At 71.5% G+C, this 13172-nt stretch carries 11 protein-coding genes; 6 read left to right on the plus strand and 5 right to left on the minus strand.

Going from position 1 to position 13172, the window contains the following annotated elements:
• Positions 1-161: 161 nt before the first annotated feature.
• Complete coding sequence (locus Q7W82_RS00090) at positions 162-923, plus strand: SDR family NAD(P)-dependent oxidoreductase (protein WP_242159971.1); 762 nt, start codon at positions 162-164, stop codon at positions 921-923.
• A 212-nt stretch (positions 924-1135) separates the two neighbouring features.
• On the opposite strand, the gene Q7W82_RS00095 is transcribed toward Q7W82_RS00090, so the two are convergent.
• Positions 1136-1768 carry an NAD-dependent dehydratase gene (locus Q7W82_RS00095; RefSeq protein WP_242159970.1) on the minus strand — a complete coding sequence of 211 codons (633 nt, stop codon included), beginning with the start codon at positions 1766-1768 and terminating at the stop codon, positions 1136-1138.
• 605 nt (positions 1769-2373) lie between these two features.
• Between Q7W82_RS00095 and Q7W82_RS00100 the strand changes: the two genes are divergently transcribed.
• Both Q7W82_RS00100 and Q7W82_RS00105 read left to right on the plus strand, forming a co-directional pair.
• Complete coding sequence (locus Q7W82_RS00100; protein WP_242159969.1) at positions 2374-3300, plus strand: carbohydrate kinase; 927 nt, start codon at positions 2374-2376, stop codon at positions 3298-3300.
• Positions 3301-3391: 91 nt separating this feature from the next.
• Positions 3392-3892 (plus strand): MgtC/SapB family protein, encoded by a 501-nt coding sequence (locus Q7W82_RS00105; protein WP_242159968.1) that lies wholly within the window; start codon positions 3392-3394, stop codon positions 3890-3892.
• On the opposite strand, the gene Q7W82_RS00110 is transcribed toward Q7W82_RS00105, so the two are convergent.
• The gene (locus Q7W82_RS00110) at positions 3853-4479 is read right to left on the minus strand and encodes a ParB-like protein (protein WP_242159967.1); all 627 of its coding nucleotides are present in this window, start codon (positions 4477-4479) and stop codon (positions 3853-3855) included. The genes Q7W82_RS00105 and Q7W82_RS00110 overlap by 40 nt on opposite strands.
• Before the next feature lie 373 nt (positions 4480-4852).
• Between Q7W82_RS00110 and Q7W82_RS00115 the strand changes: the two genes are divergently transcribed.
• Positions 4853-6463 carry a GGDEF domain-containing protein gene (locus tag Q7W82_RS00115; protein ID WP_242159966.1) on the plus strand — a complete coding sequence of 537 codons (1611 nt, stop codon included), beginning with the start codon at positions 4853-4855 and terminating at the stop codon, positions 6461-6463.
• Between the two features lie 100 nt (positions 6464-6563).
• On the opposite strand, the gene Q7W82_RS00120 is transcribed toward Q7W82_RS00115, so the two are convergent.
• Positions 6564-7466 carry a DUF808 domain-containing protein gene (locus Q7W82_RS00120; RefSeq protein ID WP_242159965.1) on the minus strand — a complete coding sequence of 301 codons (903 nt, stop codon included), beginning with the start codon at positions 7464-7466 and terminating at the stop codon, positions 6564-6566.
• Between the two features lie 140 nt (positions 7467-7606).
• Between Q7W82_RS00120 and Q7W82_RS00125 the strand changes: the two genes are divergently transcribed.
• Positions 7607-9232, plus strand: a complete 1626-nt coding sequence (locus tag Q7W82_RS00125; RefSeq protein ID WP_242159964.1) for a dihydroxyacetone kinase subunit DhaK — start codon at positions 7607-7609, stop codon at positions 9230-9232.
• A 367-nt stretch (positions 9233-9599) separates the two neighbouring features.
• Here Q7W82_RS00125 and Q7W82_RS00130 read toward each other — a convergent pair whose 3' ends face one another.
• Both Q7W82_RS00130 and Q7W82_RS00135 read right to left on the minus strand, forming a co-directional pair.
• Positions 9600-10748, minus strand: a complete 1149-nt coding sequence (locus tag Q7W82_RS00130) for a hypothetical protein (RefSeq protein ID WP_242159963.1) — start codon at positions 10746-10748, stop codon at positions 9600-9602.
• Between the two features lie 84 nt (positions 10749-10832).
• Positions 10833-10973 (minus strand): hypothetical protein, encoded by a 141-nt coding sequence (locus tag Q7W82_RS00135; RefSeq protein WP_242159962.1) that lies wholly within the window; start codon positions 10971-10973, stop codon positions 10833-10835.
• A gap of 423 nt (positions 10974-11396) precedes the next feature.
• Between Q7W82_RS00135 and Q7W82_RS00140 the strand changes: the two genes are divergently transcribed.
• Positions 11397-13088 (plus strand): AarF/UbiB family protein, encoded by a 1692-nt coding sequence (locus Q7W82_RS00140; protein ID WP_160945623.1) that lies wholly within the window; start codon positions 11397-11399, stop codon positions 13086-13088.
• Positions 13089-13172 lie beyond the last annotated feature (84 nt).

Raw genomic sequence — 13172 nt, forward strand, 5'->3', positions numbered from 1 at the left:
AAATCCTGGAAAGGGAATGCGGCGGCCAGCGCAGCGCGGCGGCGCGGCGGGCGCACCGGCAGGCGGCGCGTGCCACGGGCCGCCATGGTGCCAGAAGCGGCCGCGCGCTGTGGAATGCGCGGATAATGGGCGCACGCCCCACCGCCATGCAGGAGCCACCGATGACCGATCCGTCCGCCTTCGCCGGGTACCGCGTCCTCGTCGCCGGCGCCAGCCGCGGCATCGGCCTCGCCATCGCCGACGCCTTCGCCCGCCACGGCGCCGCCGTGGCGATCTGCGCGCGCAGTGCCGCGCCGCTGGCCGACGCCGCCGCACACTTGCAGCACCATGGCCACCCGGTCGCCTCGCAGTGCTGCGACCTGGCCGACCCCGCACAGATCGAGGGCTGGGTGGCGCAGGCCGCAGACGCGCTGGGCGGCATCGACGTGATGATCAACAACGCCTCCGGCTACGGCCATGGCGACGACGATGCCAGCTGGCAGGCCGGCTTCGACATCGACCTGATGGCCGCGGTGCGCTGCAACCGCGCCGCGCTGCCACGGCTGCGCGCCAGCGGCCGCGGCTGCATCCTCAACATCAGTTCGATCAACGGCCTGCGGCCGACGCCACGCGTGCCGGCGTATTCGGCGGCGAAGGCGGCGCTGAACTACTACACGACCACGCTGGCGACGCAGCTGGCGCGCGAGCGGATCCGGGTCAATGCGATCGCGCCCGGTTCCATCGAGTTCCCCGGCGGCCTGTGGGAGCAGCGCCGCCAGCAGCAGCCCGAGCTGTACCGGCACATCCGCGCCAGCATTCCGTTCGGCGCCTTCGGCGCACTCGACGATGTCGCCAACGCGGCCCTGTTCCTGGCCTCGCCGCAGGCGCGCTGGATCACCGGCCAGGTGCTGGCGGTGGACGGCGGACAATCGCTGGGCGCCTAGGCGGGTCGCGCGTACGTCCGCGGCCAATGCACGCGAGCGCGCTACGGCGAGCGTGGGCTGCACGCGATGCGGTGCTGATGTGGCCTGGCGACGACGCCGCGCTGCAGACGATCGCCCCATGGCTTGGCTGTCGCTATCGCACACGCAATGCTGCGAACTCGCGCACGCTCTCCACTCCCGAATCCCCAATCCCCAATCCCCAATCCCGGCTCCTACACCAACTGCGCCGCCTCGATCACCTGCACGCCCGGACGCGGCTGCAGCGCGGCCGCGACCAGCGCCGCGGCGATGCGCTCGGCCGGATTGATCCGGTAGCGCCGCGGCAGCAGCGGCCCCAGCGCGCGCAGCACCAGGCTGGCGGCATGTTCACCGCGACGGCGTTGCGCACGTTCGCCGCCGATCAGGCCCGGCCGCACCAGGGTCAGCGAGGGATAGCCGAGCGCACGCAGGTCGTTCTCCAGCTCGCCCTTGACGCGGTTGTAGAACGCCCATGAGCGCGGATTCGCCCCCAGCGCGGAGTTGAGCGCGAAGGCCTCGGCCCCGTGCTGGCGCAGTCGCTGCGCGATCGCCAGCGGATAGTCGTGATCGACCCGACGGAATGCCTCGCGCGAGCCGGCCTGGCGCATCGTGGTGCCGAGCGCGCAGATCGCCGCATCCACCTGCCACCACGGCGCCTGCGCCGGCAATGCATCGAAGTCCAGTACCAGGTTGTGCAGCTTGGAATGGGTCAGGCCCAGCGCGCGCCGGGTCGGCGCGATCACCGCGCTGCACGCAGGCTCGGCCAGCAACTGGGTCAGCGCATGACCACCGACCAGGCCGGTGGCGCCGGCGAGCAGGATTTTCATGGAAACGTCCTTGGAGGCTGGCGGGGGAGGTTCCGACTATCGCAGGGAGGACGGGAAGGTGCTGTCGGGGGTGCTTGTGTGCGGGTGTGGTCCACGAGGCGCTGCGCGCTCCCACCCTCACCCCAACCCCTCTCCCGGCGGGAGAGGGGCTATGGGCGCGCGGCTGTTCCCTTCTCCCGTCGGGAGAAGGTGCCCCGAAGGGGCGGATGAGGGTACGGGCGCAAGCCAGGCTTTCTCCCTACACGCCAACGCGCGGCCAAATGCATCAGCACGACACCGTGCAACTGGCGTCCAGGATCCACGAGGCGCTGCGCGCCCCTACCCTCACCCCAACCCCTCTCCCGGGGGGAGAGGGGCCATGGGCCCACGGCTGTTCCCTTCTCCCGTCGGGAGAAGGTGCCCCGAAGGGGCGGATGAGGGTACGGGCGCAAGCCAGGCTTCCTCCCTAGATAAGGGTCCAAGCGCCAGCCAGGCCTCCACCCCACACGGCAGCCCACCGCTCCGCCCACCTCAACCCCGCCCGGTCGCCGCGCCGCAGCAGGTACGCCACAATAGCCGCCCCATCGCGCCGGCCGGCGCGCTGCAACCTGACGAGGAGCGGTTCGATGTTCGTGGTGTGCGGAGAGGCCTTGTACGACATCTTCATCGACGGCTATGCCGGCACCTCGGTCGGGATGACCGCGCGCCAGGGCGGTTCGCCGTTCAACGTGGCCATCGGCCTGGCCCGCCTGGGCGCGCCGTCGGCGTTGTTCACCGGCCTGTCCACCGATCCGCTCGGCCGCCAGCTGCGCGCCACCCTCGAAGGCGAAGGCGTGGCCCTGGACTACTGCATCGACAAGCGCGAGGCGACCACCCTGGTGATGGTCGCGCTCGACGCCGGCGGCGTGCCCAACTACGCCTTCTACGGCACCGGCTGCGCCGACCGCGCGCTGACCGAAGCCGACCTGCCGGCGCTGGACGCGCGCGTCGGCGGCCTGCATTTCGGCTCCTACACCCTGGTCGCCGAGACCACCGCCAGCACCTTCCAGGCGCTGGCCGAGCGCGAACGCGGGCAGCGGCTGATCTCGCTGGACCCCAACGTGCGGCCGACGGTGGAGCCGGACATGGCGGTGTGGCGCGCGCGACTGGCGCGCTGGATCGCGTTGGCGCACGTGGTCAAGGTCAGCCAGGAAGACATCGAACTGCTGTATCCGCAGCAGGATCCGTTCGCCGTCGCCCGCAGCTGGCTGCAGCAGGGGCCGTCGCTGGTGGTGATGACCCTGGGCGGCGACGGCGCCGTGGCCTGGCGCGGCGACAGCGAAGCGCGCGTGCCCGGCCGCGTGGTGCAGGTGGCCGATACCGTGGGCGCCGGCGACAGCTTCCAGGCGGCGTTGCTGCAGCAGTTGCCCGATCCGGCCGCGCTGGCGGCGCTGGGCAGTGAGCCGGCCGCGCTGGAGCGCCTGCTGCAGTTCTGCGTGGCCGCCGCGGCGATCAACTGCACCCGCGCCGGCGCCAATCCGCCCAGCCTGGACGAGGTCCGCGCCGCGCTCTGACCCCGCCCCACGGCGTGCGCGGCATGCCCGCGGCCGGCGTCCCTATGATGGGCCGGCCGTCCACGGCGCCTCATCCACCAGGAGACCTGCCTTGATCGACCTGTCCGACATCGCCGTGCGCCTGGGCATCGCCGCGCTCGCCGGCGCGGCGATCGGGTTGAACCGCGACCTGCACGGCAAGCCGATCGGCATCCGCACGTTGGGCCTGGTCGGCCTGGCCACCGCGATGGTGGTGCTGCTGGCCGACCCGCTGGGCAAGGGCGGCTTCACCGACGCCGGCAGCCGTGTCATCCAGGGCATCCTGACCGGCATCGGCTTCCTCGGCGCCGGCGTGATCTATCACACCCAGAAACACGTCCGGGTGCATGGCCTGACCAGCGCCGCCTGCGTCTGGCTCACCGCCTGCATCGGCATCATGTGCGGCGCCGGCCAGTGGCAGATCGTGGCCGTGTCGCTGGCCATCGCCTTCGTCATCCTGTTGTTCGGCGGCCGCGTCGAGCGCGCGTTGCACACGGTCCTGGGCGGCAAGCCGCACGGTGCCGCGGCGACCGATCAGTCGTCGGAGGACGGCCCGCACCAGCCCGGCAAGTAGCTCGCGTCCCGGCTCCTGGCGAGCGCGAGCGCGGTCTCCACGGCGCGGGCGAAATCCTCCTTGACGTCGCGGCGTCGCAGCCGGCGGCGGAACAGGTCGGCCCACAGGAATTCGCTGAACGGGATGGTGTCCTTGGCGTAGCCGCCCGCGCGCCGGACCTCGCCGGCGAGGCTGCGGTAGGGGTCGTCCTTCAGGTCCGCGATCGACGTGGGCATGTCCTTGAACGGACGGCGCTCGCCCTTGGCGTCGTAGGGATAGGCCCAGCGCCGATGATCCAGCACGCTCCACAGCGCGGCCTTGTCGACCACGCTGAGGTCGGCGATCACCGTGACCAGGATGTCCTTCACCCCTTCGTCGTGCAGCGCCCGCGCCAGATGGTGGTGGTCGACCACGTAGTACCTGCCGTCCGGCCCCAGCACCACCGGGATCATGTGCGTGCCGAGCAGTTCGGCCTGCGTGTGCCTGGACGCATGCGCGCGCCAGCGCTTGCGCTTCTCCTTGACCTCGCGCATGCCCACGGTCATCTGCGTGGGGCGCAGGGACAGGATCGGGACCGGGTGCAGCAGCGGTTCGCGGGAATCGGCCATGCGTAGTCTCCGTGGAGGTGGGGGGCGCCGCGGGAGGCGCGGCCGCCAGAGTGCCAGCGCCTTGGGCGTTCTGCACAGCGCCATTGCACGCGCTCCCCTCTCCCACCGGGAGAGGGGTTGGGGGTGAGGGTGCGACCGCCAGGGAACCTCGTCCCCAGACACGTCCCTAGCCACCCGACCCTCATCCGCCCCTTCGGGGCACCTTCTCCCCGAGGTAGAAGGAAGCAAGGGGCCGGGGTGAGGGTGCGACGGCAATGGAGTGCGCTTCACAGACCCACCGTCCGCCGGCTCAAGCGCGCACCGCCGGCGCCGATATCCAGATCCTGAGCGCCACCATGGGCGGCGCATTGACCTTGGGGAGGAACCGGCTGGCATGTCGGACCAACGCGACGAGCCGCCGATCAGCGGACTGCGCAAGCTGCTGTCGCCGCGTCGGCGCGATCCGGCGCCCGTGGCGGCCGCGACGCTGCCGGCGCGCGCGCATGGGCAGGGCCATGGGCACAAGCACGCCCATGCGGCGCTTCCTGCGGCGGCCGCGACCGACCCGGCTGCCGCCACCGCCGCGCTGATCCACCTGTTCCAGCAGGCGCACGAGCCGCTGGGCCTGCTCGGCGCCTTCGCCGACGGCATGGCCGCGCTGCATGGCGAGTTGGGCGACATGGGCCGGCGCCTGCAATCGGCGGCCAGCAGCGGCGACTGGCCCAGCTACGGCCGCGCGCTGCGCCAGTTGATCGACAAGTACATCCGCACCATCGACGTCGAAGATCCGCTGGCCGGGCCCAGCGACAGCGAGCGCCTGCGCGACCTGCTGCGGCAGACCGTGGCCGGCGCGCTGGCGGCGCTGCTGCACACCCTGCCCGAACTGGCCGGCGAAGCCGAGGCCAGCGGCGAGGCGCTGCGTCAGTGGCGGCCCGGGCAACCGCTGGAGCCGGTGGCGCAGCAGGTGCGCGAGCTGTGCCACCAGATCGCGTTGCGCGCCAACGACAGCCAGGAGCAGCAGGCGCTGTTGCTGAGCCTGTTCGACCTGCTGCTGGAGAACGTCGGCGAACTGCTCGAGGACACCAGTTGGCTGCAGGGGCAGATCGCGGTGGTGCGCGACCTGATCGCCGGGCCGCTGGACCGCTACTCGATCGAGGAGGCGCGCGGCAGCCTGCGCGAGGTGATCTACAAGCAGGGCCTGCTCAAGCAGGGCATCGCCGAATCCAAGGAGGCGATGAAGGACCTGATGCTGACCTTCGTCGAAGATCTGGACGGCATGGCCGCCAGCACCGGCGAATTCCACGACCGCATCGCCGACTACTCGCAGACCATCCGCGACGCGCGCAGCATCGCCGACCTCAACCGCCTGCTGCAGGAAGTGTTGCAGGACACCGGCCACGTGCAGGAGCAGGCGCTGCGCGCGCGCGACCACCTGATCGCCGCGCGCCAGGAAGTGGAGGCGGCCGAGCAGCGCATCCTGCGCCTGGAGCAGGAACTGCAGGACGTCAGCGGCCTGGTGCGGGTCGACCAACTCACCGGCGCGCTCAACCGTCGTGGGCTGGAGGATCTGTTCGCGCGCGAACTGGTGCGTACCGAACGCAGCGCGCAACCGCTGTGCGTGGCGATGCTGGACCTGGACGATTTCCGCCAGCTCAACGAAACCTTCGGCCACCCCGGCGGCGACAGCGCCCTGCGCCACGTGGTGGAGGTGGCGCGCACCACCTTGCGCGCCAGCGACGCCGTCGCCCGCTTCGGCGGCGAGGAATTCGTGCTGCTGATGCCGGACTGCACGATCTTCGAGGCCAGCGCGGCGGTGACCCGGGTGCAACGCGCCCTGGCCCAGCGCGCGGTGGTGCACGAGGACCAGCGCGTGTTCGTGAGCTTCAGCGCCGGCGTGGCCCTGCGCCAGCCCGGCGAAGCGCAGGACGCGCTGATCCGCCGCGCCGACCGTGCGCTGTACGAGGCCAAGAAGGCCGGCAAGAACCGGGTGGTGTCGGCCGACTAGCTGGCGCCGGCGTGACCGGCGCGGGATTGGGGAGTCGGGATTGGGGATTGGCAAGAGCGGCGCGCTTGGCTCGCTGTTGCGAATCCCGAATCTCCAATCCCTAATCCCTATCCCGCACCTTCTTGACGCCCAGCACCACCGCCAGCACCACCGCGCCGGCCACGATACCCACCACCGCATTGCCCAAGGCCAGCACCAGGCTGCCCAGGCCGCCGCTCGGGGCGATGGTCTCGATGGCGTGGTGCAGCGGGCCGATGCTGTGCACCAGGATGCCGCCGCCGACCAGGAACATCGCCGCGGTGCCGGCGACCGACAGGGTGCGCATCAGCCACGGCGCCAGCCACAGGATGCCGCGGCCGATCGTCGCGGCGGCGGCGCCCTTGCGGCTCAGGTACAGGCCCAGGTCGTCGAGCTTGACGATGCCGGCGACCAGGCCATAGACGCCGGCGGTCATCGCCAGCGCGATCGCCACCAGCACCGCGACCTGCTGCACGAACGGCACGCCGGCGACCACACCCAGCGACAGCACGATGATTTCGGCCGAGAGGATGAAGTCGGTGCGGATCGCGCCCTTGACCTTGTCCTTCTCCAGCGCCACCACGTCCACCTGCTGGTCGGCCAGCGCCTGCACCTGCTGCGCGCGACGTTCCGCGTCCTCTTCCTTCGAGTGCAGGAAACGGTGCGCCAGCTTTTCCACGCCCTCGAAGCACAGGAAGGCGCCGCCGATCATCATCAGCGGGGTGATCGCCCACGGCAGCCAGGCGCTGATCGCCAGTGCCGCCGGCACCAGGATCGCCTTGTTCAGCAGCGAACCCTTGGCCACCGCCCACACCACCGGCAGTTCGCGGTCGGCGTTGACCCCGGTCACCTGCTGCGCGTTCAGCGCCAGGTCGTCGCCGAGCACGCCGGCGGTCTTCTTGGCGGCGACCTTGGTCAGGATCGACACGTCGTCGAGCAGGGTGGCGATGTCGTCGAGCAGGGTGAACAGGCTGGCGCCGGCCATGCGGGGATTCCGTTCGGGGTGAGCGGCGATTCTCGCCGATTCCGCTGGCCACGTGCGTGAGCGGTGCCGCCTCAGCCGTGCATAACGCCGGCTCGGCTACCGTGCGCGGCAGGCCCGCATTGCCCGCGAAGGAGACCCGAATGGACCAGTTCCTCACCGCCCCCCGCGCCATCGTCGACGACGTGCTCGCGGCCGTGGCCATGCTGCAACCGCTGCGGCTGTCCGAAACCGACAGCGGCACCCGCATCGTGCTGCAGGCCGCGCGCGATCCGCGCCAGGTCGCGGTGCTGTCCGGCGGCGGCGCCGGGCACGAGCCGGCGCATGCCGGCTTCGTCGGCCCCGGCATGCTCAGCGGCGCCATCGCCGGCGACCTGTTCGCCTCGCCCGGGGTGGAAGCGGTGCTGGCGGCGATCCGCGCCTGCGCCGACGCGCCCGGCGTGCTGCTGGTGATTAAGAACTACACCGGCGACCGGCTCAACTTCGGCCTGGCCGCCGAGCGCGCCCGCGCCGAGGGCATCGACGTGGCCAGCGTGCTGGTCGCCGACGACATCGCCCTGCCCGACGCCACGCAGCCGCGCGGCATCGCCGGCACGGTGCTGGTGCACAAGTACGTGGGCCACCTGGCGCGCGAGGGCGTTCCGCTGGCCGACCTGGCACAGCACGGTCAGGCCTTCGCCGACCGCCTGCTGTCGCTGGGCATGGCCTTGTCCAGTTGCAGCGTGCCCGGCCAGCACGTCGGCCGCCGCGCGCCGGAACTGGGCCTGGGCATCCACAACGAACCGGGCGCGCGGCCGGTGCAGCCGAGCACGGTGGAGGAAGCCCTGGCGCTGGTGCTGGACCCGCTGCTGGCACAGGCCAATGCCCGCTTCGGCACCGACGCGCCACTGGTCCTGATGCTCAACGACCTCGGCGGCTGCTCGACGCAGGAACTGGGCGTGCTGACGCGGCTGGCGCTGCAACGCATCGGCGTCGAGCGGGTGGCGCTGATGGTGGTGCCGGCGGCGCTGATGACCTCGATGGACATGCACGGCTTCTCGATCACCCTCGCCCCGGCCGACGCCGACGTGCTCGCCGCGCTGCAGGCGCCGGTGCAGACCCTGGGCTGGCCAGGCGTGCGCGTGCCGCACGCGGTGCGGACCTTTGCGCCGGCACTGAAGCGCGACGACAGCCACCGCCAGGGCACGCGCGATGCGCAGTGCGCCGCAGCGCTGGCGCGGGTGGCGCAGGCACTGATCGCCGCGCAGGCGGAACTGGACGCCCTGGACGCGCGCAGTGGCGATGGCGACGCCGGCAGCACCTTCGCCGCCGGGGCGCGCGCCGTGCAGCAAGCGTTGGACACGGATGCGCTGGCCACCGGCGACGCCGCCGTACTGGCGCGCGGGCTGGCGGCGACGATCGAACACAGCATGGGCGGCTCCAGCGGCGTGCTGCTGTCGATCCTGTTCACCACCGCTGCCGGCGCCCTGGCGGAAGGACGCGACTGGGTGCAGGCGCTGCAGGCCGGCGTGGCGCGGATGCAGCACTACGGCGGCGCGCAACGCGGCGACCGCACCCTGCTCGATGCCTTGCTGCCGGCGCTGGACGCCCTGGCCCAGGGTGCCGGCGTGGACGCCGCCGCGCACGCCGCCCGCGCCGGTGCCGATGCCACCGCACAGCTCACCCGCGCTGGCGCCGGCCGCGCGGCCGCAGTGCCGGCGGACGCATTGCGCGGCGTGATCGACCCCGGCGCCGAGGCGGTGGCGCGGGCGTTCGCGGCCTGGCGGTGAAGCGACCGGTCGGTCGGCCGATGCGGTGCGAGGCAGGCATGGGTCAATCGGGGAGGCAGGCGTGTCCGGGATCGCCTGTCGCGGCTGAAGCCGCTTCTACGACACGCCAGCACGCGGCATGCATGGCGTCGTCGCCGCACACACGTAGGCAACTCCGCATGCAATGCCACCAGGAATCGGCAGCCGTGCCCTCCTACGTTCAGCCGCGACAGGATTCATCGATAACGCCCATCGCGGCTGAAGCCGCTCCTACAGAGGGCGCCATCGGGGCTGCAATGGGCTGCCGGGTGCACTGTGGGAGGGACTTCAGTCCCGACGCGCGCATGTCGAAATCGCCAGCGCCTTTGGAGCATCGCCCCGCCGCCAGCTACTCCGCCGACGCCGCCTCCAGCACCTGCGCCACCGCCTGCAGCGAGCCTTGCACCGAGCCGGGCTGCAGCGCCAGCGCCTGGGTCTTGCCGCGCACCGCCACCTCCATGCGCTGCGGCACGCCGCGCGCATCGCCGACGATGCGGTAGGTGGTGTCGCCGCGCGTGAAGCGGAGCACCTGGTGGTCGGCGTCGTAGTCCATCGCCTCGCCCTCCGCATTCGGATACAGCAGATCCACCCGCTGCTGCGCGCCGATCGCCGCATAGAACGGCTTGCCGCTTGCGCCGTCGCCGACATTGGCGAACACCACGATGCGCTTGCCGGCCGGCGCCAGGCGGAACGCGAGCAGGAGATTGCGCTCGCCCGCGGTGGTACCGCCCTGCTCGTCCCACAGATAGTGCGTGTCGGCCACGCGCTTGCCGGCACGGTCGCGGTACACCGTCTCCTGCGCCAGTCCCGGCCCCTCGCTGCGCGCATCCTCCACCACCTCGCGCTCCAGCAGGGGCTCGCCATCGCGTACCGAGTACGTCGCGTACTGGTGCCAACAGCAGCCGTCCTTGGTCATGGTGTGGAGTTCGCGCGCCTGCGCATCCACTTGGAACAAGCCGCAGTTGCTCTGTGCCAGTTCGGTGAAACCGGGGCTGGCCTCGAAGCCGTCGGCGGTGCCCAGGTACACCTGGTAGGACGGGCCGTGATAGCAGCTGTTCTGGCCGTCCATCACCGCCAGGTCCTTGATCCCGTCGAAATTGAAATCGTCGTAGATCAGCACGCTCTGCTCGCCGTACGGCAGTTCGTGCACGTTGGCCTTGACCTTGCCGTTCTTGCCATCGGTGTCCAGCACCAGTTCCGACGAGGCCACCTCGAGCAGCGGCGTGGCGTTGCCGCGGGCGAACACGCGCACGATCCCGGGACGGAACACCTCGTCGTTGTCCTCGACTTCCAGGGTCGCGCGGTAGCGGTCGGAAAAGTCCTGCAGCTCGTAACTGCGGCGCGTGCTGGCAGCGAAGGCCTTGGCGTCGAACTCCTCGCCGGCATAGCGCTGGGGCGCGGTCGCCGCAGCCGCAGTCGCCGACAGCAGCCCCGTCAGCAACGCGCACGCGCACAGGACGGCGGCACGGCAAACGGCGGGCAAAACGACGACGGACATGGCAGCGCTCCTGGCTGGTGACGGCGAGCGCCCAGGGTAAGCGCGGTCGCGGTACCGGAACAGAGGCTGCCAACCGCCCATGGGTCAGAACAGCGCACGCGCGAAGGCGCGCAGGGCGCTGCGCACCTCGGTGGCGACGCCGGCGCCGTCGTCGCCCAGCCAGGCCATGACCAGCAGCGCCAGGATCACCACCGCTGCCAGCAGCGCCAGCCGACGTCCGCTCATCGGGCCACAGCCATGCCGACACCGCGCGCCCGCGTGCGCGTCGCGCCGTCCCATGGCGCGGTCTCTGGCGCAGCGCGCCGATGATGACCGCGCCCCGAGGGATGGCACCGACGCGCCCCGATCGACCTCGCCCGTTCGCTCCGCTGCACTCCGCTCCCTCCGACCCGCGCCATCGCAACGCGGCAGGATACGACGCCTCGCCATGATGAGGACCCCATCGCCAGCGCTCCTGGCGACATGGCGCCGATCACGGCAGACCGCTTGCACGGCGCGGGGCGCAGGATCGCGGCTGTCATGTGCAGCGACCCTCGCCCCCTTCCGTCGCGTCGGCGAAGAACAGGCGCCACGCGCCTCGGGATTCACCGCGCGACGACCCGATGGTCGCCACACTCATGCCTGCCTTTCGCCTGCCCGGAGCCCACCTTGAGCGCGACGCCCGACGCTGCGGACGCACCGCACGTGATCGGCGGCCTCAGCCGCCGCACCCAGATCCTGCGCCTGCTGCTGCGCTACCGCAGCTCCGGGGTGTTTTCCGGCATGGACATGGAGACCGCCCAGGGCGAGCACGAGCTGCCGCCGGAAGGCACGCCGGAACAGTTCGTCACCGACCTGGAGGCGCTGGGGCCGACCTTCGTCAAGCTCGGGCAGATGCTGTCCACGCGCCCGGACGTGGTGCCGCCGGAGTTCGCCACCGCGCTGGAGCGGATGCAGGAGAACACCGCGCCGATTCCGAGCGAGCGCATCCGCGAGATCGTCGAGGCCGAACTCGGTGTCGGCATCAACAAGGCCTTCTCCGCCTTCGACGACACCCCGCTGGGCAGCGCCTCGCTGGCGCAGGTGCACCGCGCCGCGCTGCGCGACGGCACACCGGTGGCGATCAAGGTGCAGAAGCCCGAGGTCGCCGCGCAGGTGCGCTCGGACCTGGAAGTGCTGCGCAGCTTCGCCAGCGCCGCCGACAAGCTCACCGGGCTGGGCCGGCGCATCCGCTTCGCCGACTGGCTGGCCGAGTTCGGCAAGGCGCTGCTGGCCGAACTGAACTACGAGGCCGAGGCCGAGAACCTGGCGCGCTTCGGCGAACACCTGCGGCCGTTCCCGCAGCTGTGGGTGCCGCAGCCGGTGTGGGACCTGTGCAGCCGCCGCGTGCTGACCATGCAGCTGGCCGAAGGCGTGCGCGTGGACAAGATCTCCGGGCTGCGCCGCACCGAGCAGCCGATGGACGACCTGGCCGCGGCGCTGGTGCGTGGCTATCTGGACCAGATGTTCGTGCACGGCGAGATCCACGCCGACCCGCATCCGGGCAACCTGCGCGTGCTCGCCGACGGGCGCCTGGCGATCTTCGACCTGGGCATGGTCGCGCACGTGCCGCCGAAGCTGCGCGAGCGCCTGCTCAAGCTGCTGTTCGCGGCGGTCGACGGCCGCGGCGAGGAAGTGGCCGAGGAAACCATCGCCCTGAGCACGCGCCTGGAGGACTTCGACGAGGAGCGCTACCAGCGCGAGACCGGGCAGATGATCGCCCGCTACGCCGCGCACGACGCCACCTCCGAAGGCCGGGTGGTGCTGGACCTGGTGCGCATCGCCACCGCCTACGGCCTGCGCACGCCGCCCGAGCTGAGCCTGCTCGGCAAGACCCTGCTGAACCTGGAAGCAGTGTGCCGCGCGCTGTCGCCGCACCTGGACACGCGCGTGGTGGTCGAGGACCAGCTGCAGCACGTGATGCGCGCGCGGCTGAAGAAGTCGCTGTCGGCGGCCAACCTGGCCAGCGAGGCGATGGAACTGCAGGCGCTGCTGCGCGAGGGCCCGCGCCGGCTCTCGGACATCCTCACCCTGGCCGCGGAGAACCGCCTGCAGGTGCGCGTGGCCGGGCTGGAGGAATCGCGGCTGATGGAGAGCCTGCAGAAGATCGCCAACCGCGTCGCCGCCGGCATCGTCACCGCCGCGCTGATCCTGGCCTCCACGCAGATGATGCGCATCGACACCGGCACCAAGCTGTTCGGCTACCCGGCCATCGCGATGGTGCTGTTCCTGCTCGGCGTGATCCTGGGCCTGGGCATCGTGGTCAGCGCCGTGCTGTTCGACCGGCGCATCCGCGCCCGCGAGGAGCGCGGGAGGCGCTGAACGGCCGGGAGTGGGGAATCGGGAATGGGGAATCGTAGGAGCGGCTTCAGCCGCGACCTGCAACGCCAGCAGGTCGCAGCCAAG

It is taken from the genome of Xanthomonas indica, from assembly GCF_040529045.1.
In the GTDB taxonomy this organism is placed as follows: Bacteria; Pseudomonadota; Gammaproteobacteria; order Xanthomonadales; family Xanthomonadaceae; genus Xanthomonas_A; species Xanthomonas_A indica.